17 protein-coding genes and 1 pseudogene are annotated in these 21,355 nt (G+C 63.4%); 8 read left to right on the forward strand and 10 right to left on the reverse strand.

Features of this window, described 5'->3' with window-relative positions:
• The 3 genes from AC3WL2_RS14915 to AC3WL2_RS14925 all read right to left on the reverse strand — a co-directional run bounded on the left by AC3WL2_RS14915 (window position 1) and on the right by AC3WL2_RS14925 (window position 2,322).
• Window positions 1-297 carry an amidase gene (locus tag AC3WL2_RS14915; protein WP_102682796.1) on the reverse strand — a complete coding sequence of 99 codons (297 nt, stop codon included), beginning with the start codon at window positions 295-297 and terminating at the stop codon, window positions 1-3.
• Window positions 294-1,370, reverse strand: a complete 1,077-nt coding sequence (locus tag AC3WL2_RS14920; RefSeq protein ID WP_102682797.1) for a serine hydrolase domain-containing protein — start codon at window positions 1,368-1,370, stop codon at window positions 294-296. The genes AC3WL2_RS14915 and AC3WL2_RS14920 overlap by 4 nt, the downstream gene beginning before the upstream one ends.
• Before the next feature lie 64 nt (window positions 1,371-1,434).
• Window positions 1,435-2,322: an acyl-CoA dehydrogenase middle domain-containing protein gene (locus tag AC3WL2_RS14925; RefSeq protein WP_102682798.1), complete on the reverse strand. Its 888-nt coding sequence runs from the start codon at window positions 2,320-2,322 to the stop codon at window positions 1,435-1,437.
• A gap of 133 nt (window positions 2,323-2,455) precedes the next feature.
• On the opposite strand from AC3WL2_RS14925, the gene olsB reads away from it, so the two are divergent.
• Window positions 2,456-3,211, forward strand: coding sequence for an L-ornithine N(alpha)-acyltransferase (olsB, locus tag AC3WL2_RS14930; RefSeq protein ID WP_102682799.1), 756 nt, complete (start codon window positions 2,456-2,458; stop codon window positions 3,209-3,211).
• Window positions 3,211-3,999, forward strand: a complete 789-nt coding sequence (locus tag AC3WL2_RS14935) for a lysophospholipid acyltransferase family protein (RefSeq protein ID WP_102682800.1) — start codon at window positions 3,211-3,213, stop codon at window positions 3,997-3,999. Before olsB ends, AC3WL2_RS14935 begins: the two co-directional genes overlap by 1 nt.
• Before the next feature lie 16 nt (window positions 4,000-4,015).
• Here AC3WL2_RS14935 and AC3WL2_RS14940 read toward each other — a convergent pair whose 3' ends face one another.
• A complete protein-coding gene (locus AC3WL2_RS14940) occupies window positions 4,016-4,594 on the reverse strand; it encodes an acyl carrier protein phosphodiesterase (RefSeq protein ID WP_102682801.1) in 579 nt (192 codons plus the stop codon).
• Between the two features lie 152 nt (window positions 4,595-4,746).
• Between AC3WL2_RS14940 and AC3WL2_RS14945 the strand changes: the two genes are divergently transcribed.
• On the forward strand, window positions 4,747-5,049 hold the full coding sequence (locus AC3WL2_RS14945) for an ArsR/SmtB family transcription factor (RefSeq protein ID WP_102682802.1): 303 nt from the start codon (window positions 4,747-4,749) through the stop codon (window positions 5,047-5,049).
• Window positions 5,050-5,073: 24 nt separating this feature from the next.
• The gene (locus tag AC3WL2_RS14950) at window positions 5,074-6,123 is read left to right on the forward strand and encodes an alkene reductase (protein WP_102682803.1); all 1,050 of its coding nucleotides are present in this window, start codon (window positions 5,074-5,076) and stop codon (window positions 6,121-6,123) included.
• A 62-nt stretch (window positions 6,124-6,185) separates the two neighbouring features.
• Here the strand turns inward: AC3WL2_RS14950 and AC3WL2_RS14955 are convergent, their stop codons facing one another.
• The 6 genes from AC3WL2_RS14955 to AC3WL2_RS14980 all read right to left on the reverse strand — a co-directional run bounded on the left by AC3WL2_RS14955 (window position 6,186) and on the right by AC3WL2_RS14980 (window position 15,917).
• On the reverse strand, window positions 6,186-8,339 hold the full coding sequence (locus AC3WL2_RS14955) for an autotransporter outer membrane beta-barrel domain-containing protein (protein ID WP_158247505.1): 2,154 nt from the start codon (window positions 8,337-8,339) through the stop codon (window positions 6,186-6,188).
• Between the two features lie 241 nt (window positions 8,340-8,580).
• Window positions 8,581-10,659 carry a hypothetical protein gene (locus AC3WL2_RS14960; protein WP_102682805.1) on the reverse strand — a complete coding sequence of 693 codons (2,079 nt, stop codon included), beginning with the start codon at window positions 10,657-10,659 and terminating at the stop codon, window positions 8,581-8,583.
• An 88-nt stretch (window positions 10,660-10,747) separates the two neighbouring features.
• Complete coding sequence (locus AC3WL2_RS14965; protein ID WP_102682806.1) at window positions 10,748-12,769, reverse strand: hypothetical protein; 2,022 nt, start codon at window positions 12,767-12,769, stop codon at window positions 10,748-10,750.
• A 300-nt stretch (window positions 12,770-13,069) separates the two neighbouring features.
• Window positions 13,070-13,894 carry an ATPase gene (locus AC3WL2_RS14970; RefSeq protein WP_102682807.1) on the reverse strand — a complete coding sequence of 275 codons (825 nt, stop codon included), beginning with the start codon at window positions 13,892-13,894 and terminating at the stop codon, window positions 13,070-13,072.
• An 87-nt stretch (window positions 13,895-13,981) separates the two neighbouring features.
• On the reverse strand, window positions 13,982-14,977 hold the full coding sequence (locus tag AC3WL2_RS14975) for an NAD-dependent epimerase/dehydratase family protein (protein ID WP_102682808.1): 996 nt from the start codon (window positions 14,975-14,977) through the stop codon (window positions 13,982-13,984).
• Between the two features lie 49 nt (window positions 14,978-15,026).
• Entirely contained in the window at window positions 15,027-15,917 is an 891-nt protein-coding gene (locus AC3WL2_RS14980) for a LysR family transcriptional regulator ArgP (protein WP_102682809.1), read from the reverse strand.
• A gap of 124 nt (window positions 15,918-16,041) precedes the next feature.
• On the opposite strand from AC3WL2_RS14980, the gene AC3WL2_RS14985 reads away from it, so the two are divergent.
• From AC3WL2_RS14985 to AC3WL2_RS15000, 4 genes and pseudogenes are all read left to right on the forward strand, one after another.
• Window positions 16,042-16,641: a LysE/ArgO family amino acid transporter gene (locus AC3WL2_RS14985; RefSeq protein WP_038705505.1), complete on the forward strand. Its 600-nt coding sequence runs from the start codon at window positions 16,042-16,044 to the stop codon at window positions 16,639-16,641.
• 238 nt (window positions 16,642-16,879) lie between these two features.
• Window positions 16,880-17,476: a superoxide dismutase gene (locus AC3WL2_RS14990; RefSeq protein WP_102682810.1), complete on the forward strand. Its 597-nt coding sequence runs from the start codon at window positions 16,880-16,882 to the stop codon at window positions 17,474-17,476.
• A 320-nt stretch (window positions 17,477-17,796) separates the two neighbouring features.
• A pseudogene (locus AC3WL2_RS14995) lies at window positions 17,797-19,847 on the forward strand (putative bifunctional diguanylate cyclase/phosphodiesterase).
• Window positions 19,848-20,006: 159 nt separating this feature from the next.
• On the forward strand, window positions 20,007-21,341 hold the full coding sequence (locus AC3WL2_RS15000) for an imelysin family protein (protein ID WP_102682812.1): 1,335 nt from the start codon (window positions 20,007-20,009) through the stop codon (window positions 21,339-21,341).
• The last annotated feature ends 14 nt before the right edge of the window (window positions 21,342-21,355 follow it).

Genomic DNA, 21,355 nt, shown 5'->3' on the forward strand with positions numbered 1-21,355 from the left:
TCACGGCAGCAAGCGGCAGCCTTCGCGGTTGCCCTGCCAGGCCGCCTGGTTGCGCCGACCTAGGCCCTCGGCGGTGACCAGACGCCGGGAGCTGTCCTCTTCCAGCAGGCCCAAGGGCAGGTACTGGCGCACATAGCCCCGGCAATAGGCCTCAGCGAAACCCATCACGAACCGGCACGAGCAGTACTCTTTCGCCGAGTAGGCCGAAAGGATATCCGAGAAGTCCGCCAACGCCTGGCGCTCGTGCCAGCCCCAGGCCGACAGGGCCAGTACCAGCAGAAGCACGACCCGCTTCATGCCCCCTCCCCGGCGACGGCCGCCAGCACCCGCTTGAGCAGTTCGTTGTGGCTGAAGCTGCCATCGCGGTCATCGGCGTAGCGCACGATCACCAGCTTTTGCGTGGGCAGCACATAGAGCGCCTGGCCCCAGTGGCCGAGTGCGGCGAACGTGTTGCTCGGCGCATCCGGCCACGGCACTGGCTGGCCGGGCAATGACTGGTTGAGCCACCAGTGCCCGCCGGGGTTGGCTTCACCCGGCACAGGCTGCGCGGCGCTGAACAAAGTGCGGTTGAACGCCACCCACTCGGCCGGCAGCAACTGTTGCTCGCGCCAGTGCCCGTCACGCTGCATCAACAGACCGATGCGCGCCAGATCGCGCGCACTGAGATAGAGGTACGAGGAACCTACATAAGTGCCCGCGCCATCACGCTCCCAGACCGCACTGTCGATCCCAAGTGGGGTGAACAGGGCTTGCCAGGGATAGTCCGCATAGCGCTCAGGTGCGAGCATGCCGCGCAGGCTGGCGGCCAGCAGGTTGCTGTCACCGCTTGAGTAGACGAACTGCGTGCCAGGCGCACTGGCAGCGGGCCTGGAGGCCGTGTAGGCGGCCATGTCGGTGCGGCCACGGGTGTAGAGCATGGCCACCACCGACGACTTCAATGGCGCATATTCGTAATCTTCCTGCCAGGCCAGGCCACTGGCCCAGTGCAGCAGGTCGGCCAGGCGCAGTCCGGCATGCCGCTGCAGGGCCGGGTAATAGCGGGCAGCCGGGTCATCAAGCCTGAATCGCCCCTCGCCGTAAGCCACGCCCATGACCGTGGCCAGCACGCTCTTGCTCACCGACCAGGTCAGGTGGGGTGTGTCGGCACGGGTCGGCTCGGCGTAGCGTTCATGGAGAATGCGCCCGTCGCGGATGATCAACAACGCATCGGTGCGAATGCCACCGCGCACGGCATCGCGTGGCGCGAAGGCGTAGGTGTCTACGGCTTGCCAGTCGATGACGGCGTTGTCGACTGGCCACTGCGCTGAGGGCCAGTCTTCGGCCAAGGCCGGGGCTGCGGTCATGGCAAGGGCAAGTAGCACTGCCTTCATGGGGCGCTCTGCAAGGGGCTGCTTTGCAGCCCAGGTTCAAAGGTTCCCCCAGCGTCTCAGGCTTTCATGACAATCCAGCGGCAGCCCAGGCCTTGGCCAGGCGTTTGTCACGGGCCGCGCCGGCCAGCGCCAGCAGGCCTTGGTCGCGTTGCCACAACTGTGCCCAGTGCCCCGGCCCTGCGGCCAACGCCTGGTCGATCTCGACCCGCAAGCCCTGGAACTGGGCAAACAGGCCACCCAGCAGCAGGTGGCAGGCCACGCTGTCCGGGCATTGCCGGCTGCCCTCGGCGCAGCCGGCGAGCAGCCCGATCAGTTTCAGACGGAGTGGCTGCGGCCAGGCGCACTCCTGGGCAACGCCATGCAGCCAAGCCACCAGCGCGGCGAGCACATACAGGTCTTCGAGGGAGCGGAACGGCTTGACGTAGGCATCCCAGCCATCGCCGGCCAGCAACTCGCACGCGGCATCCTGGAGCTGCAGGCGGCCATGGCCGACCTCAGGCATCAACGGCAGGGTCGGCAAGGCTTCAAGGCTGACCCCCGGCTCGCCCGGATAGACCACCGCCAGTTGCAACCGCGGCGCCTCGCCCGGTCCTTCGTGGCGCGCCGCCACCAACAGCCATTCAGCGTCCAGCCCGGCGGTGACGAAGTCCTTGCTGCCGGTCAAGCGCAGGCCGTCCAGGCGGGTGTGCATGTCCGCCGGGCGCACGCTGCGCCGCTCGGTGGCACACAGCGCCCCCAAGCTGGCCGGTGCGCTGGGCCACAGCACCCGCAGTGCCGCCTGGTAGCCGAGCAGGAAGGCCAGACCGGGCGTGGCCATGGCACGCCCGCCCAATACCGCCAGCTCGAACGGCGCCACCGCCCCCAGGCGCTCGAGCACCGCCGCATAGGTTTCACCCAGGGTCGCCGCCAGCGGGTGGCGCAAGGGGTCGTTGAGTCGTTGCAACCAGGCCATCGCAAGCTCCTTTCAGGGGTGTCACGCAAGCATCACCAAAGATTCACGGGGGTGACACCGGGCGTACCTAGGCTGACTTTGCACAACAAAGCCGACCGGCCGCAACCCTTTGGCTGGCTTATGGAGACTCACGATGACCCGGATCGCTCGCTCTGGCGACACCAGTACTGAACGCCGTCTGCAAGCCGAACGCCTGGTCGGCGCCGCGGCCCTGCAGGAAGCACAGGCCCTGCGCTTCAAGGTGTTCAGCGCCGAATTCAAGGCCAAGCTCAAGGGCGCCGAACACGGGCTGGACATGGACGACTACGACATCCACTGCCGCCACATCGGCGTGCGCGACCTGGCCACCGGCCAGCTGGTTGCCACCACCCGCCTGCTCGACCACCAGGCCGCCAGCAGCCTGGGCCGCTTCTACAGCGAAGAGGAGTTCAGCCTGCACGGCCTGTTGCAGTTGCAGGGGCCGATCCTCGAGCTGGGCCGCACCTGCGTCGACCCGGCCTACCGCAACGGCGGCACCATCGCCGTGCTCTGGAGCGAACTGGCCGAAGTGCTCAACGAGGGCCGCTACAGTTACCTGATGGGCTGTGCCAGCATCCCCATGCAGGACGGCGGCGTGCAGGCCCACGCAATCATGCAGCGCCTGCGTGAACGCTACCTGTGCACCGAGCACCTGCGTGCCGAACCGAAGAAGCCGCTGCCCAGCCTGCCGCTGCCCAACAACGTCATCGCCGAAATGCCCCCGCTGCTCAAGGCCTACATGCGCCTGGGCGCGAAGATCTGCGGCGAGCCGTGCTGGGACGAGGATTTCCAGGTTGCCGACGTGTTCATCCTGCTCAAGCGCGACGACCTCTGCCCGCGCTATGCCCGTCACTTCAAGGCGGCGGTCTGATGCGGCGCCTGCGGGCCGGTGCCCGCCTGCTGCGGCTGTTTCTGGTGCTGACCCTGGGGCTGGCCATGGCCTGCGTCATCGCCCTGGGCGAGCGTCTGGGGCTGAACGCCTCGATAGAGCAGCGCCAGCGCTGCACACGGATGTTCATGGGGCGCCTGGTCGCCGCCCTGCCCTTCGAAGTGCAGGTCAGGGGCGAGCTGCCGCAACAACCAATGCTGTGGGTCTGCAACCATGTGTCATGGACCGACATCCCACTGCTCGGCATGCTCACCCCGCTGTCGTTCCTGTCCAAGGCCGAGGTGCGCCACTGGCCGCTGGCCGGCTGGCTGGCCGAGAAGGCCGGGACCCTGTTCATTCGTCGCGGCGGCGGCGATGCACAGCGCCTGCGCGAGCAGATCAGCGAACAATTGGGCGAACAACGCCCCCTGTTGATCTTCCCCGAAGGCACCACCACGGACGGTCGCAGCCTGCGCACCTTCCATGGGCGCCTGCTGGCCGGGGCGATCGACCAGAACACACCATTGCAGCCAGTGGCAATCCAGTACCTGCGCGCGGGCCAGACCGATCCGATCGCGCCGTTCATTGGCGAGGACGACCTGGTTTCCCACTTGATGCGGCTGTTCGGCCAGGATCGCGGGCAAGTGCTGATCCACCTGTTGCCGCCTATCGGCAGCGCGGGCAAGGAACGGGCGGTGCTGGCGCTCGAGGCGCAACAGGCGGTCCATCTGGCGCTGTTCGGGGCAGAGAGAGTCGAGGTGGCACCTAAGCGGCAGGCTCGGGCAGCCTGAGCCCGCGATTGCGGGCTCAAGACAATCGCTGAGCCCGGGCAAATGCCTGCAACTGCGGATAGAACTCGCGAAAGTCCGCCAGCAACGGCTCGTACAAGCGCTCCAGTTCCACCATCACCCCTGCCATCCCCTCAGGCCGCGACAGGCGCCGGGCAATCCCGGCAAACACCTGCTCCAGGGTGGCGAAATCGCCATACGCTCCCAGCCAGTCGTCCGCCGCCATCAATGGCGCAATGCGCGCCAACCGGCCCGGCAACTCCGGCTCGGCGAGCAATACCTTGTAGAAGTCATCGGTGAACCGCGCCAGCGGCTGCTCGGCATACGCCGCCCAATGCCGTGCCAGGCAGTGGTCGAAGAACACATCCAGGACGATCCCCGCGAACCGCCGCCGCTCGCGCGGGAAACGCGCCAGCGCCGCCAGCACCAGCGGGTGGCTGTCGGTGTAGCGGTCGATGTGTCGGTGCAGCCGAATCGAAGCCTCCAGCGCAGGCGGGAAGCGCCCTGCGAGCTCGCCCTTGACGAAATCGCCATACAGGCTGCCAAGCAGTTGCTGCGGCGCGGGGCCGCCCAGATGAAGGTGCGCGAGATAGTTCATGGCGCCAGTCTAGCACCGCTGTCAGCTATATCGTCACAAGACGATATAGTTATCAAGACTTGCCTTATGACCACTTCATATTTGTATATCGCGATGCAGCGATTTATATTTCGCCACATCGCGATATACCGCTACACACCACGAGCCCCACCATGCCCATCGATCTCGACGAAATAATAAAAGCCCTGGCCCATCCGGTTCGGCGCGACATCCTCAACTGGCTGAAAGACCCGGCCGCGCAGTTCCCCGAGCAGCATCACAGCACCGAACACGGTGTGTGTGCCGGGCAGATCGACCAACGCTGTGGCCTGTCGCAGTCGACCGTCTCCGCTCACCTGGCCACCCTGCAGCGCGCCGGCCTGATCAGCAGCCAGAAGATCGGCCAATGGCATTTCTTCAAACGCAACGAGGCGACCATCAAGGCGTTCCTCGAGCACATGAGCCAAGAGCTCTGACCTGATCCAAGCGAGGCTTTGCACATGACGACGTTGTTCGACCCGATCACCCTGGGCGACCTGGAACTGCCCAACCGCATCATCATGGCCCCGCTGACCCGTTGCCGCGCCGACGAAGGCCGCGTGCCCAATGCGCTGATGGCCGAGTACTACGTGCAACGCGCCAGCGCCGGGCTGATCCTCAGCGAGGCGACCTCGGTCACGCCGATGGGCGTCGGCTATCCGGATACTCCCGGGATCTGGAACGACCAGCAGGTGCGTGGCTGGCACAACGTGACCAAGGCCATCCATGGCGCGGGTGGGCGCATCTTCCTGCAACTGTGGCACGTCGGGCGCATCTCCCACCCGTCGTACCTCAACGGCGAACTGCCAGTGGCCCCCAGCGCGATCCAGCCCAAGGGTCATGTCAGCCTGGTGCGCCCGCTCAGTGACTACCCGACACCGCGCGCGCTGGAAACCGAAGAGATCGCCGACATCGTCGAGGCCTACCGCAGCGGCGCCGAGAACGCCAAGGCCGCCGGCTTCGACGGCGTGGAGATCCACGGCGCCAACGGCTACCTGCTCGACCAGTTCCTGCAGAGCAGCACCAACCAGCGCACCGACCGCTATGGCGGCTCGCTGGAGAACCGCGCGCGGTTACTGCTGGAAGTGACCGATGCCGCCATCGAGGTGTGGGGCCCGGGCCGCGTGGGCGTGCACCTGGCGCCACGGGCCGATGCCCATGACATGGGCGACGCCGACCGTGCCGAGACATTCACCTATGTGGCCCGGGAGCTGGGCAAGCGCGGCATCGCCTTCATCTGCTCGCGGGAGAAAGAGGCTGACGACAGCATCGGTCCGCTGATCAAGGCGACGTTCGGCGGCCCCTATATCGTCAATGAGCGCTTTGACAAGGCCGGCGCCAACGCTGCCCTGACCAGCGGTAAAGCCGATGCGGTGGCGTTCGGCATTCCGTTCATCGCCAACCCCGACCTGCCAGCGCGCCTGGCCGCCGATGCACCGCTCAATGCGCCGCATCCGGAGACCTTCTATGCCAAAGGGCCGGTAGGTTATATCGACTACCCGCGGCTGTAGTCGCATTCAAAACCTGCAGGAGCGGGGCGAGCCCGCTCCTGCAAGTGCATGCCTGCGAGCGATCAGAAGTTATAGCGCAACCCCAGGTTGACCCCGTACGGCTGCTCGATATGCTCGCCATTGCTGTACTGGAACTCGCCGTGCAGCTGCAGCACTTCCGAGACCTGCGCCACCAGGCCCACGGCCACTTCGCCACGGGTGCCGGAGAGGTCGTTGGTGAAGTGGTTGTCGTTGATCTTCACCTTGTTGCTGTTGATGAACTCGTGAGCCGCCGCGACTTTCAGGTAAGGCTGCAGGACACTGCCGTTGTCCAGCGCCAGGCTGCGCCCGACCTGCGCTCCGACCTTGCCGAGCACCGAGTTGGCGCCATCGCTCTGTGCGCGCATGCCGTTGTCCAACGTGTAGCTGTCATCATCGACCCACAGCGTGGACAGCTGGGTGAACGGCTCGACATACCAGCCATCGTCCAGCTTGAAGTGCCGCCCGACCTCCACCGAGGCCCCGAGGCCGTCATTGTGATATTCGCCCTTGGTCTTGCGACCATCGCTCATCACCACGTCGTTGCGATTACGGAAACGGTTGTATTTGAGCACAGCGTCAATGTAGTACCCATTGTCGGCCATCCAGGTGCTGTAGGCCCCGACGTAGTAGCTCTTGACCTTGCCGGATGAACCGAGGCTGAAGTCCAGGTCGGACTCGCTGTAACCGCCCATGACCCCGAGCAGCCAGCGCCCGTCGTGGCCCGGCACCGCGCCGTCGGCACCGAAACTCACACCGTTCTGGTCCTGCTGATAGGCCACAGCGTTGCCCGCCGAAAGGTTGTAGCGGTTGCCGTAGCTGCGCATCCAGATGCCCTGGCCATGCCCCAGGCGCAATTCACCCATGCGGCTGCGCAACGAGGACAGCTCGCCATACCAGACGGTAGGCGCGGCGCTGAACATCCCCAGCACTGCCCGGGCGCCCGGCGTCACGATGGGGCTGCCGCTGTCGTCGAACTTCTGCACCAGGTACCAGTTGTCCTCGCCCTCGCCTTTTTCCAGGGTGTAGGTGTAGGTACCGAAATCGATATCGTGCAGCAGGCCGAAGGTCGCATCACCACCACCGGTTTCGACGATACGGTGCGGAGCCTGCCCTTCGACCGGGTCGGCACCGGTACTGGCGATGCTCAACTGGTGGCTGCCCTCGGCGGCCCCGGTGACCTTCAGCAGATCGCCGGTACCACTGGCCAGGTCGATGTCCATCACGAAGATGCCCGAGCCCTTGAGGTTGTCTACCGTCAGGGTCTTGAAGCCAGTCGTTGTGTCCCGGTCGGTGAAATCCACCGTGCCATTGTCGAGCGTCAGGTCGCCAACCTCGCCATCCTTGGTCAGGATCCAGCGGCCACCGCTGTTCAGCTCCAGGCTCTGCACATTGACCAGGTTCCCCCGCAGCGAGGCATTGTTCTGCAGCAACAGGTTCGCGGTACTGCCGGCTTCCACCACTACGTCGCCGCTCAGTTGACTGTTGTCTGCGGTGAAGTCGGCGGTCATGCCGCCGATGACCTCGAGGATATTGCCATTGCCACCGATAAGCTGGCTGCCGTTGGCCACCAGAATATGTGCGGTGCCGGTGGAACTACGGGTGCCGGCCCTGACAATGATGGCACTCTGGGTGTCGCCCCTGACCGTCGATCCATCCAGGGCCACCCGGGAGTCGCCACCGCCGTTGGCTGCCGACTCCTGGCGCACATCCAGACCATACGTCTTGCCACTGACGAGGCTGCCACCCGTGGCTTGCAGACTGGAGCCGACGACGAAAGCACCGACGCGTTCCAGCCCAGTGAGCGTGCTGCCTTCCAGTACAAGACTGCTGCCTTGCACAAGGGAGGCACCACTGCCACCTGCAATCGTGCTGCCCTGGGCCCGGATGCTGGAGGCCAGAAGCGCCGAAACGCCGAACGAGGATGCCGCCGCCCCACCCGTCACGGTTGCGCCATTGAGCAGCGCCTGGGTGCCATCGCGCAGGTTGATGCCGGCTTGCGTGCCGGTGGCAGCTACCTGTCCACCATTGACAGTGACAGTCGATCCCGTAGAGACCGTAATACCCTGAGTGCTGCCGGTGGCGGTGATCTCCAGGGTCGATCCGTTTCTCAGCTCATAGGTATCCGCGACCGGCCCCGTGACCGTTTCACTCTGGTTGTCGAGTACCTTGGCCTCGACCAGGCCAGTGCCTGTCATGGCAGCTATCAGACCCACCGCAATATTCAAGGGTATGCTGAAAACTCTCATATCGATCTCCCACTTAACATCGTCAACCGAACGGCTAGTTGTGGTAGCAACTCGGCGCAGTTGAAACGGCGAACAGTCTCGACAGAAAGCCGAAAATCTTCTGTAAGATTTTTCTGTTGTTACGTCGGAAGAACACTGCTTTCCGTCTCGCCATAGCGCCTGGAATGTGGGATCTGCTGGGGCCGAGCCGTTACTTCGGTTTGAATGCATGAACAGGCGAAAACTGCCGTTTTTCACCCACTTTCGGAACAATGGAATAGTTGGCGTAAACCGTCTTTCCTTCATCTGCGTCAACCCAGCCTGGCTCGATAGACACAAGCCAGTAGGTGGCGTCCTTAAATACTGCCGCCGTTGCACTCCTGGACAGTTCCCCTTCAACCTGCCAGTGAATGTCGACCTGGTCGCCGCTCTTGACCTCGTGATAGCGCACGATGAACTTCGGTTCCTGGCCGGCAAAGGACATGTATCTGGGAGCCTGCATATCCAACAGCTGTTCGTGAATGTTCAGCTCCAGCACATCCGAGGTTTCCTCTTGATCACCGCGCAGGATCCTGTAGCTGATCGGCACCCTATGTCCGATCCCATGCATCACCACGCCAGCGGGCACCTCGAACACCAGATCCGCTGGCCCGACGACGTCCTTCCAGGGTGACTGGTAGGCAAGGTCCGGCACTTCCAGCACTACCGCGACCTGGTCCCCGACCATGCCGGCGTACTGGCGCACGGTGACCTTCACATGGCTGGCCCCGACGAAGTCGCGGTTGAAGTCCAACTGGTCTTTGTCATCGCCGAACGCCTTTTCCACTTCGGGGCGCGGGAAAGCAACACGCCCTACTCGCAGATCACAATTCGCGGAACCGGAGAGGGCGCCGCCCACTGCAGTCAGCGTATGGAACAAGGTGACCCGCCCCCCGTCGAGGACGTCGACCTCGTCCTTCCCGACCTGTTGCTCAAGGTCACCCACCTGTTGAACATCGAGGGTCCAGGAAAGATCATGAGGATCTCCAGCAGCGGACATGCCTTTCCACTCCAGCAGGAGCTGATCCCCCTTGGCCATGTGCGGGTAGGCCTTGATCCGTATCGTCGCGCCCTGCGGCGGAACATCCTCGGGATCGAGCGCCCCCTCCGCTGCCTCATCCACCTCAGGAGCTTCAAGTTCGAGGGAGCCGATAATGGAGATCACCCGTGGATCGGACCCGAGTCCACTTTCGTCAATGCGATAGACAAGGTGTGCATCCCCCTGTAAAACCGCTGCCGCATGGGCGTTCTCCAAAGAACACTCAACGCCATCAGCCTTCAATTGGCCGTGCTTGATCACAGGCGCCAGACGGCTGCCATTGGCGGTCATGCCCACCCAGACCAGCGTCACCGCCTGCCCGACTACCCAACGGTCGTCGGGGTCCAGATAAACAAGAACGTCGGCATCTCCAAGCAGGCTGAAGTCAAGATTGCCCGCCTCGTCTGCCTCCGCCACTCGCGGCGCGGGCAGGGGCTGAACGACCTCGAGCACCAGGCTGTCATGAGCCAGGGACAGGGCGGACTCATTACCTGCCCGGTCCAGTACCTGGTAGGTGAAAGAGACAGGAATTCCGCCAACCAATGTCTGCAACTGGGCCTGGGGCAATGCGATGGGGGTAGCCTCTCTCTCGCTGTCCACGGTGAACGGCCCCGCGCTGACTCGTTCAATGCCATCGGTCATACTCACCGTGATCGTGTCACCCAGCGCCTGATGCAAATAACCACTGATCGTGGCCCAGAGCACACCCTGCTCGAAATCGGACTCAAGGATGACGCCCCTGTCCTCCAATGCCTTGGGGAACACCATCTTCCCCAAGGCCCCCTCCTCACCTCCGGGGGCCAGCCTGTCAACGCGAACAAACCGGCTGGGACCATGCTCCCAGACCGTGCTCAGGGAAGGGCGGACTGCGTAGCCCAAGCTGAACCGCGATTCCTCCCCCTCCCCTACCGAACGCCAATAGGAAGCGGGCAGGGTCAGCTCGAACTCATGCTTGGGGTCTTGCGCCTCATATTGCTCGACACGATGGTTAGCGCCGTGCTCGGCCTCGAGGATCTCTTCGTCCCAGACCAACGCGATGTGGTCATCAACCACAATCTCCGGCCACCACGGGACGATTACATGCAGATCATCGCCCAGCCTGTCGCCCGGTAACAGTTCGGGGAGCTCATCGTAACCGTCATCCAACAGCGCATCGACTTCGAGTGCTTTGAATTCAAGCGTGCCCTTTATCCCTTCATTGAAGGTGCTCATGCGTCATCCTCTGCTAGCCAAGGTGCCTACAGGCAACCACGGAATATGAAGAAGCAGTGCCCTGGCGAATCACCAGGGCACCGTCACTTCAAGGCAGCGGGCATGTCGGCTGGCTGGGCTCTCTTACCGTGACCGGCACACGCATGTGACCAGCCTTCACCGGCCCATGGGCATTCGTCGCCGTGTATTCGACGGTGGCCGAGCCGGAACAGACGATGAACGCCCATCGACGTGCGATTTCGAGGGTGAGTTCTCCGGCACGTTTATGGTGGGCTTCGATTCTGATGAAATCGAGATCTTCTTCAGCAGCCGAGATCGGGTTTCCGGGAGTCGGCCGCTGACTGTCGTCTGCCCTGAGATGGATCACGATGGTGTCGCCCTCCTCCACGTTGTCATAAAGCTCTATTTTCACCGGTAAAGGTCGTTGCGCCTTTTCGATGTCGATTGCGCCAAACCGATTGAGGTCGGTGAACTCGAGTGCCTTGAGCGCAGTACCCTCTCCCGGTAGATCTTGCCCGCGCAAGACGGCAACAGGCTTGGAGGGCGACAGCGCGGTGTTTTCCTCGCCGTTCGCACCGAACACCCGGGTCACGGTATAGGCCATCTGTACGGTGCCGCTGGGCTCGCTGGCCAACACGGTCGAGGGAACCCGGCGGGTGATGTCGACCTCGGCAGCCGCCTCGGCAGCGCTCACGGGATCAAGCGCGTGGGGGGGCTGTTCGCCCCAGATCAGTTCGAGTTCATCGTCCTCCTCCAACAGTTCACTACCGTCCACGGCGAACCAGGGGATGGTCACTTGCGCCCCGGCGGCGACATCCTCGGGTGTCAGGTCATCCGCTTGCCCGGAGTCATTGCCGACGATGGTGGCCAATTTCAGATTGCCATGCCCTGGCAGCTCCGGATCGGGATCGGGCCCACCCGGCAGTCGCAGGTCGACATTCACGGTCGCCGTGGACATCGCGTCGCCGATCTTGAAGCCGTCGCGCCACAGTTCATAGCTGACCGCCACGGCACCTGTCTGCGGCCCAGCGCTGGTCAGCGGATAAAGCAAATACGGCTCCAACAATGGGTCTGGCGATGGCCGCACCACAGTGACTTCATGTTTATCCGAACGTTGCGTTCCCCAAAGCACGACGACCTCGTCTCCGATACGAGCCCCGGTGACCGTGGGAACCACCAGCCTGATGCCCGCACGGGCATCTTTGTCGAGGATCAGCGGATCGCCCGGCTGATCAAAGCCTGGCACTTCAGGTGTTGGCAAAACGACGGGAATATCCTGTAGCAGTAACTGGAGGGTGTCATGTGGCACGGAAACGATCGAGAGATTCCCTGCCCGATCCTGCGACGTGTAGGTGAATTTGATCGGGGTATTGTCCTTGAGCTTTTGCAGCTCGGCCAGCGGCAACTCCACAGGCGTGGCGTCAGTACTGCTGGTGACGGAGAAGGGGCCAACCAACAATGGGGTGGTGCCGTCAGTTATGGTCACCATGATCTGGTCACCCTGCCGCTGCGCCAGATAGCCCCTGACATGAACCGTAAGCATACCCGCGACAAAATCCGTTTTCAGGATGCGTTGCCTGGCCTCGATGTCCGCAGCAAACGATAGCCTGGCGAGCGTACCCGGGTTGCCACCCGGCGCCAGTTTGTCGATACGGATGACCCGGTTGGGCCCTCTTTCGTACTCACCTGAAAACTCTGGTCGGACCGAGTAACCCACCTGGAAGGTGCGATCCTCGCCCTTTGCAACGAAATCCCAGTAACTACTTGGCAACGCCAGTGGAAACTTGTGAGTCGGATCCGCCTCTTCAGCCCTCGTGACCGAATGCCAGGCCCCATCCACCCCTTCAAGTTCGTCGTCACCGTTCACATACAGCGCGATGACCATACCTTCCTCGACCTCATCCCAGTTGGGCACCCTCACGGTCAACGGTTTGTCATGGGCCGCCACCGGCAAGAGTTCGGCAGGATTGTCCACGCCGTCATCAACCAGACCCTCGACAATCAGGTCCTTGAATTCCAACACTCCACCCTGTGGAAACAATACTCTGGAGCGTTTACCCGCGGGCCGCAGCAATTGACCGCTAAGTTGTTTGGATACAGGCTTGTTCATGGCCATTTTCCTAATCGATTCTACAGGTACGCGGCCCTGCACCCTTGCGGATACGGGGCAACGAGTTCGTCACGACACAAGGCATTTGCCAACGAGTGATGGAAACAGGATCAAGGAAGGAAACGGCTGCCGTCGTCGTGCTGTAGATGTAACAAACTCCCGCCAGTCCAACACCTGACAAAAATGCCAGGTACGGACGGGGCGGGGTCTGCCGAAGGGAATGCTGCAGGCGCGGGAAACAGGCAAGATCAGAGGCAATGGCACCTGATCGAAGTACCAGGTGCCACATTCATGCTCGGCTCAAGGGCGGGCATTGATCTGCTGTTGCAAGTTCTGGATCTGGCTCTGCAGGGTGTTGATATTGCGGGTCGTCTGCCCGCGGAAGGCATCGAACTCCTGCACCGAAGCTCCGCCTGCAGAGACTGCCGGGCGATTGTCCACCTGGCTCTTGAGCACCAGCATATCTTGCTCCAGGCTCTCGATGGCGGCACTCGGGTTGCCCTGTTTCTTCAGCGCCGCCACCTCGTTGCTCAGGCTCTTGAGCTGGCCATCGAGCTTACCGCCATCCACCTGCCCCGACTTGAGTGCGGCCAGCTCGGCATTGACGGCCTTGAGTTGCGCCTGCAACTGGCTTTGCAGTTCGGTGACCGCCTTCTGCTGTTCACGGGTATCGGCCAGCACCTGTTCAAGGCGCTTGCCCAGGTCTCCCGCCTGCCCGGCGACGCCCAACTGCTGCTTGCCCTGCTCGGCCAGGGAAGCCTGCAACTGGCGAATCTGCAACTTCAATGCCTCGCTGCCGGTGTTGCTGCTGGACTCACTGGCATCGACCTTGCCGCTGATCACCTGCAGGCGCCCGGCTGCCTCTTCACTGATCCGGGCAAAGCTTTCCTGGGTCGCGACCAGCTGTTGCTCCATCAGGGTGATCTGCTGGAAACTCCACCAGCCAAGCCCGGCCAAGGCGATGAACGAGGCGCCCAGCAATGTCCACAGCGGGCCATTGCTACGCGGTCGCACCGCCTTCTGGCGGCTACGGGCCACATGGGCAGGCAGCAATTCATCGTCATCAGGGGTGCCGGCACGAAGGGTCGGCACATCATCGAAATCATCGTGGGCGTCGTTACGCATGGGTGCATTCAACCGCGGTAGTAGCAAAGAGGCATGAGTATAAACCGCCAGGGCGGCGCACTGATGACCATCATCCCACGCACAGGTTCAGCGTTGCCCGGATTGCGCCTGCCACCAGCTGCAGAATTCATCCAGCGCCGACCACACATCGCTGCCGGGCCGGTAGTCCAGATACTGGCGCGCGCGGCTGATATCGAGGGTGAAATCCGTGCTCATCACTTGCACCGCGGTGCGGCTCAGGGTCGGCTGCGGGCGCCCGGGCCAGAGCAGGCAGGCGCCTTCGTTGAGCGCCGCCAGGCTGTAGGCCAGGCCGGGTGAGCGATAGCGGGTGACCTGGGGCAGCTGCATGCGGCGCATCACGTAGTTGACCACATCCCACAGCGGCAGCGGCTGGCCGTTGCTGATGTTGTAGGCCTGGCCCAAGGCCTGGTCCTCGACGAACAGTGCGCTGAGCAGTGCCTCGTTGAGGTTGTGCACACTGGTGAAATCGACCTTGTTCAGGCCATTGCCGATGATCGCCACGCGCCCCTTGGCCTGCATGCGCATCAGCCGTGGGAAGATGCTCGCATCGCCCGCACCGGTGACGAAGCGCGGGCGCAGCGCCAGCACCTCCAGGCCGAACTCCTGGGCGCCGAACACCTTCTGCTCGGCCAGGTGCTTGGTCAGCGCGTAGTGGTCGTGGAAGCGGCGTGGGACCTGGTCTTCGCGGATGTCCAGGCGCGAGCGGCCGGTGAAGTAGATCGACGGCGACGACAGGTGTACCAGGCGCCGCACATGTTCCTTGATGCAGCCCTCAACCACGTTCTCGGTAAGCACCACGTTGCCTTGGTGGAAGTCCTGATAGCGGCCCCAGGTCCCCACGGCGCCAGCGCAGTGCACCACCGCGTCCATGCCCTGACACAGGCGCCGGGCCAGTTCGGCGTCGCCCAGGTCGCCGGGGATGAACTGCGCCCCACGCTTGACCAGATGCTCCACACCCTCTGCCCGCCGGCCATTGACCCGCACATCCAGGCCCTGCTCCAGGGCAAAACGCGCAAAGCGTCCGCCGATGAAGCCGCTCGCGCCGGTGACCAGAATTCGCATGTAAGACTCCGCCTTGCTTTATTTCGGATGCAGCTGACGCTTGAAGTGCCTACAAGGGCACCAGCCAGTCCCGCGCCGAATGGCGCAGGTGGTCGGTCAACTGGGCGAGCAACTGCCCGCCGTTGCGCCAATGATGCCAGTACAGCGGCACATCGATGGGGGTATCGACACAGATTTCCACCAGCTCGCCACGTGCCAGCTGCTTGGCCACCTGTCGCTCCGGCACCAGCCCCCAGCCGAGGCCGGCCTCCGTCATGCGCATGAAACCTTCGGACGAGGGGCACAGGTGATGCAGGAAGCCCTCCTGTACACCCAACGACGCCAGGTAACGATGCTGCAGGAAATCGTCCGGCCCGAACACGATTGCCGGGGCACGGGCCAGGCGCTCGACCGCGAACCCGGTGGGAAAGTAACGCGCCTTGAACATGGGGCTGGCCAGCGCCCGATAGCGCATCGAGCCCAACGGCAGACTGCGCGCTCCGGCCACCGGCCGTTCACTGCCACACAGGCAGGCCGCCACTTCGCCGGCGCGCATGCGCTTGAGACCGACCTCCTGATCCTCGACCACCAGGTCGAGCAGCACCTGCTGCGCGGCGCAGAACGGGCCTACCGCCCCCGCCCACCAGGTCGCCAGGCTGTCGGCGTTAAGGGCGATACGCAGGCGCTCGGGCATGCCTTCCTCGTCCAGTGCCGGCACCTGGCGTTGCAGGTCGCGCTCGAGCAGGCGCACCTGCTGCACATGGTTGAGCAACTGGCGCCCGACTTCGGTCGGGCTCGGTGGCGTGGCGCGCACCAGCACTGGCTGGCCAACCCGTGCTTCAAGCAGCTTGATGCGTTGCGAGATGGCTGATTGCGACAACCCCAGTACCTGGGCCGCACGCTCGAAACCACCTTGCTCGATTACCGCGGCGAGGGCAGCGAGCAATTTGTAGTCGAACATCGATTTCTCTAATGACTGATCAGCTCTATTTGTTTTTCTTATACCGCCACAACAGCCAGAATGGCCACATCTTTCTTGGCAACCCGCGCCGATCGTGCATCGGCGCCAGTGGAGTGTTCCCGCTATGTGGCAAAGCTATCTCAACGGCATGCTGGTGGCCTTCGGCCTGATCATGGCCATCGGCGCGCAGAACGCCTTCGTCCTGGCACAAAGTCTGCGCCGTGAACACCACCTGCCCGTAGCCGCATTGTGCATCGTCTGCGATGCGCTGCTGGTCGCCGCCGGGGTATTCGGCCTGGCCACGGTGCTAGCGCACAACCCGACACTGCTGGCCGTGGCCCGCTGGGGCGGTGCGCTGTTCCTGATCTGGTACGGCGCCAAGGCCCTGCGCAGCGCTTGCTCTAAACAGAGCCTGCAGCATCAGGAAGGCCAGGGCATGCGTTCGCGCCGCGCGGTGTTGCTCAGCGCCCTGGCGGTGACCCTGCTCAACCCGCACGTCTACCTCGATACCGTGTTGCTGATCGGCTCCCTCGGCGCCCAGCAGACCGTGCCCGGCGCCTACGTGGCCGGCGCCGCCAGCGCCTCGCTGGTATGGTTCTCGACCCTGGCGATCGGCGCTGCCTGGTTGGCGCCATGGCTGGCGCGCCCGGCGACCTGGCGCATGCTGGACCTGATGGTGGCGGTAATGATGTTCGCGGTGGCGGCGCAGTTGATCTTCAACTGACGCCGCGAAAAAACCGGGTATCCCTCGCTGAGCCGAGACAGTCACGCAGCCCACCTGTCGGCCCCAGCCAACCGCTCTGGAACCTCTATTCCCTATAGATGTTGCGTGGTTAAGCGCCGAGGCCGGTGCTATGATCCAGCCCTTGCGTCGCAAAGAGTACAAACTCGCCGACGCTCACCGGGCCGCCCGTGATCGGCCTTGCGCATACCGCAAACAGACCTGAATCAGGAGATCCACCATGGCTTTTGAATTGCCGCCGCTGCCGTACGCCCACGATGCCCTGCAGCCGCACATCTCCAAGGAAACCCTGGAGTTTCACCACGACAAGCACCACAACACCTATGTCGTGAACCTGAACAACCTGGTCCCAGGCACCGAATTCGAAGGCAAGACCCTGGAAGAGATCGTCAAGAGCTCTTCGGGCGGCATCTTCAACAACGCAGCCCAAGTCTGGAACCACACCTTCTACTGGAACTGCCTGTCGCCAAACGGCGGTGGCCAACCGACCGGTGCCCTGGCTGACGCCATCACCGCTGCCTTCGGTTCCTTCGACAAGTTCAAGGAAGAGTTCACCAAGACTTCGGTCGGCACCTTCGGTTCCGGCTGGGGCTGGCTGGTGAAGAAGGCTGACGGTTCCCTGGCCCTGGCCAGCACCATCGGCGCCGGCTGCCCGCTGACCAGCGGCGACACCCCGCTGCTGACCTGCGACGTCTGGGAACACGCCTACTACATCGACTACCGCAACCTGCGTCCGAAGTACGTCGAGGCGTTCTGGAACCTGGTCAACTGGAAGTTCGTTGCCGAGCAGTTCGAAGGTAAGACCTTCAAGGCCTGATTGCTCGCCTTGAATTCAAAAGACCCGGCCCGGCGCCGGGTTTTTTATTGCCTGGGGAAATGTGTTCGCCTCCTGCAAGGGCAGACCTGACAGAATTGCTTGCAACCCATCTTCGCGCTCTTGCTCAGCCCGCATAGCGCGCTAACATCAACCTTCTGGAAAGTTGACGCAGCGCACTCAAGTCGCATGACCGCTCGACCGATACAGAGTCAAGGGCAATTCCGTCGACGGACAGGTTGCCTGACGGGGTATGGGGTCGATAGTCTCTCGCCATGGTTGATGGCAAAATAATGGCATGCGCATGGATTAAGGAAACCCCATTGAAGCTGGAATTCCGAAACAGCTTATCGGTCAAGTTGCTGAGGGTCGTACTGCTCTCGGCATTGGCTGTCGGCGTCGTACTCAGCTGTGCGCAGATCGTCTATGACGCCTACAAGACCCGCCAGTCCGTGAACAACGACGCCCAGCGCATCCTCGACATGTTCCGCGACCCCTCGACGCAGGCGGTGTACAGCCTCGATCGGGAGATGGGCATGCAAGTGATGGAAGGCCTGTTCCAGGACGGCTCGGTGCGCATGGCCTCCATCGGCCACCCCAACGAAACCATGCTCGCGGAAAAATCCCGGCCACTGCAGGACATGTCCATGCGCTGGCTGACCGACCTGATCCTCGGCCAGGAGCGCACCTACACCACGCAACTGGTCGGCCGCGGTCCCTACAGTGAATACTACGGCGACCTGAGCATCACCCTCGACACCTGCGCCTATGGCGAGGGTTTCCTGGTCAACGCGGTGATCATCTTCATCTCCGGCGTGCTGCGCGCACTGGCCATGGGCCTGGTGCTGTACCTGGTGTACCACTGGCTGTTGACCAAGCCGCTGTCGAAGATCATCGAGCACCTGACGCAAATCAACCCCGACCGCCCCAGCCAGCACCAGATCCCCTGCTCAAGGGGCACGAGCGCAACGAGCTGGGCATCTGGGTAAACACCGCCAACCAGTTGCTGGCCTCCATCGAACGCAACACCCACCTGCGCCACGAGGCCGAGAACAGCCTGCAGCGCATGGCCCAGTACGACTTCCTCACCGGCCTGCCCAATCGCCAGCAACTGCAACAGCAACTGGACAAGATTCTCGTCGACGGTGGCCGCCTGCAGCGCCGCGTCGCCGTGCTGTGCGTGGGTCTGGACGACTTCAAAGGCATCAACGAGCAGTTCAGCTACCAGGTCGGCGACCAGCTGCTGCTGGCCCTGGCCGACCGCCTGCGCGCGCACAGCGGCCGCCTCGGCGCCCTGGCGCGATTGGGCGGCGACCAGTTCGCCCTGGTCCAGGCCAATATAGAGCAGCCCTACGAAGCCGCCGAGTTGGCCCAGAGCATCCTCGACGACCTCGAGGCACCCTTTGACCTCGACCACCAGCAGATCCGCCTGCGCGCCACCATCGGCATCACCCTGTTCCCCGAGGACGGCGACAGCACCGAGAAGCTGTTGCAAAAGGCCGAGCAGACCATGACCCTGGCCAAGGCCCGCTCGCGCAACCGCTACCAGTTCTACATCGCCAGCGTCGACAGCGAGATGCGCCGCCGCCGCGAGCTGGAAAAGGACCTGCGCGAAGCCCTGCCGCGCAACCAGCTGTACCTGGTGTACCAACCGCAGATCAGCTATCGCGACCACCGCGTGGTCGGCGTCGAAGCGTTGCTACGCTGGCAGCACCCGGAGCTGGGCATGGTCCCGCCCGACCAGTTCATCCCCCTGGCCGAGCAGAACGGCAGCATCATCAGCATCGGCGAGTGGGTGCTCGACCAGGCCTGCCGGCAGTTGCGCGAATGGCACGACCAGGGCTTCAGCGAACTGCGCATGGCGGTGAACCTGTCCACTGTGCAGTTGCACCACAACGAGCTGCCGCGGGTGGTCAACAACCTGCTGCAGGCCTACCGCCTGCCACCGCGCAGCCTGGAGCTGGAAGTCACCGAGACCGGCCTGATGGAAGACATCAGCACCGCCGCCCAACACTTGCTGAGCCTGCGCCGCTCCGGGGCCTTGATCGCCATCGACGACTTCGGCACCGGTTACTCCTCGCTCAGCTACCTGAAGTCGCTGCCGCTGGACAAGATCAAGATCGACAAGAGCTTCGTCCAGGACCTGCTCGACGACGATGACGACGCCACCATCGTTCGCGCCATCATCCAGCTGGGCAAGAGCCTGGGCATGCAGGTGATCGCCGAAGGCGTGGAAACCGCCGAACAGGAGACCTACATCATCGCCCAGGGCTGCCATGAGGGTCAGGGCTACCACTACAGCAAACCGCTTTCCGCGCGTGAACTGACCAACTTCCTCAAGCAGGCGCAACGCAACCAGGTTTCCGCGTTGTAACCACCGCCAACCTGGGTGAAGCCGCGCAAACGGGCGTTTGCATGAAATGCGCGCCCGCCCCTTTACAGCAAATGCAAATCTTTCGCATGATGTTGCGGTTTCGCGTGCCACGGCGCACGGTCCACCCATGGTCCAACCACACGACGCAGGAAACCAACAATGATTCGAATGCCTCTGGCCTCCGCCAGTCTGCTGGCCATCGCCATCGCCCTCGCCGGTTGCGGCGAAGGCAAGGACGACAAGGCCGCCGCACCGCAAGCCCAGGCACCTGCCGCTGCCACCACCACCGCGGCACCAGGGGCTGTCGATGAAGCCGCCGCCAAGGCCGTGGTCAAGCACTACGCCGAGATGGTCCATGCCGTGTACAGCGACTCGCTGAGCACCGCCAAGCAGTTGCAGACCGCCGTCGACGCCTTCCTCGCCAAGCCCGACGACCAGACGCTCAAAGCCGCCCGGGACGCCTGGGTCGCCTCGCGCGTACCGTACCTGCAGAGCGAAGTCTTCCGCTTCGGCAACACCATCATCGACGACTGGGAAGGCCAGGTGAACGCCTGGCCCCTGGATGAAGGCCTGATCGACTACGTCGACAAGAGCTACGAGCACGCCCTGGGCAACCCGGCGGCCAACGCCAACATCATCGCCAACACCGAGATCCAGGTGGGCGAAGACAAGATCGACGTCAAGGACATCACCCCCGAGAAGCTGGCCAGCCTGAACGAGCTGGGCGGCTCCGAAGCCAACGTTGCCACCGGCTACCACGCCATCGAATTCCTGCTCTGGGGCCAGGACCTCAACGGCACCGGCCCAGGCGCGGGCAACCGCCCGGCCTCCGACTACCTCGAAGGCAAAGGTGCCACCGGCGGGCACAACGACCGTCGTCGTGCCTACCTGAAGGCGGCCACCGACCTGCTGGTCAAGGACCTCGAGGAAATGGTCGGCAACTGGGCGCCGAACGTCGCCGACAACTACCGCGCGAGCCTGGAAAAAGAGTCGGCCAACGATGGCCTGCGCAAGATGCTGTTCGGCATGGGCAGCCTGTCGCTGGGCGAACTGGCGGGCGAGCGCATGAAGGTCTCGCTGGAGGCCAACTCGCCGGAAGACGAACACGACTGCTTCAGCGACAACACCCACTACTCGCACTTCTACGACGCCAAGGGCATCCGCAACGTCTACTTGGGCGAATATTCCCGTGTCGACGGCAGCAAGCTGAGCGGCCCGAGCCTGTCGTCGCTGGTGGCCAAGGCCGATCCCGCCACCGACGCCACCCTCAAAGCCGACCTGGAAGCCACCGAAGCCAAGATCCAGGTGATCGTCGATCACGCGCTCAAGGGCGAGCACTACGACCAACTGATCGCCGCCGACAATGCCGCCGGCAACCAGATCGTGCGTGATGCCATCGCCTCCCTGGTCAAGCAGACCGGCGCGATCGAGCAGGCCGCGGGCAAGCTGGGCATCGACAACCTGAACCCGGACACCGCCGATCACGAATTCTGATCAGCGTCGCGGTT

The organism is Pseudomonas sp. FW305-96 (assembly GCF_058783825.1).

Coding starts and splice junctions, on each gene's coding strand:
- AC3WL2_RS14915 (WP_102682796.1), bottom strand. CDS start 297: ATGAAGCGGGTCGTGCTTCTGCTGGTACTGGCCCTGTCGGCCTGGGGC.
- AC3WL2_RS14920 (WP_102682797.1), bottom strand. CDS start 1,370: ATGAAGGCAGTGCTACTTGCCCTTGCCATGACCGCAGCCCCGGCCTTG.
- AC3WL2_RS14925 (WP_102682798.1), bottom strand. CDS start 2,322: ATGGCCTGGTTGCAACGACTCAACGACCCCTTGCGCCACCCGCTGGCG.
- olsB (WP_102682799.1), top strand. CDS start 2,456: ATGACCCGGATCGCTCGCTCTGGCGACACCAGTACTGAACGCCGTCTG.
- AC3WL2_RS14935 (WP_102682800.1), top strand. CDS start 3,211: ATGCGGCGCCTGCGGGCCGGTGCCCGCCTGCTGCGGCTGTTTCTGGTG.
- AC3WL2_RS14940 (WP_102682801.1), bottom strand. CDS start 4,594: ATGAACTATCTCGCGCACCTTCATCTGGGCGGCCCCGCGCCGCAGCAA.
- AC3WL2_RS14945 (WP_102682802.1), top strand. CDS start 4,747: ATGCCCATCGATCTCGACGAAATAATAAAAGCCCTGGCCCATCCGGTT.
- AC3WL2_RS14950 (WP_102682803.1), top strand. CDS start 5,074: ATGACGACGTTGTTCGACCCGATCACCCTGGGCGACCTGGAACTGCCC.
- AC3WL2_RS14955 (WP_158247505.1), bottom strand. CDS start 8,339: ATGACAGGCACTGGCCTGGTCGAGGCCAAGGTACTCGACAACCAGAGT.
- AC3WL2_RS14960 (WP_102682805.1), bottom strand. CDS start 10,659: ATGAGCACCTTCAATGAAGGGATAAAGGGCACGCTTGAATTCAAAGCA.
- AC3WL2_RS14965 (WP_102682806.1), bottom strand. CDS start 12,769: ATGAACAAGCCTGTATCCAAACAACTTAGCGGTCAATTGCTGCGGCCC.
- AC3WL2_RS14970 (WP_102682807.1), bottom strand. CDS start 13,894: ATGCGTAACGACGCCCACGATGATTTCGATGATGTGCCGACCCTTCGT.
- AC3WL2_RS14975 (WP_102682808.1), bottom strand. CDS start 14,977: ATGCGAATTCTGGTCACCGGCGCGAGCGGCTTCATCGGCGGACGCTTT.
- AC3WL2_RS14980 (WP_102682809.1), bottom strand. CDS start 15,917: ATGTTCGACTACAAATTGCTCGCTGCCCTCGCCGCGGTAATCGAGCAA.
- AC3WL2_RS14985 (WP_038705505.1), top strand. CDS start 16,042: ATGTGGCAAAGCTATCTCAACGGCATGCTGGTGGCCTTCGGCCTGATC.
- AC3WL2_RS14990 (WP_102682810.1), top strand. CDS start 16,880: ATGGCTTTTGAATTGCCGCCGCTGCCGTACGCCCACGATGCCCTGCAG.
- AC3WL2_RS15000 (WP_102682812.1), top strand. CDS start 20,007: ATGATTCGAATGCCTCTGGCCTCCGCCAGTCTGCTGGCCATCGCCATC.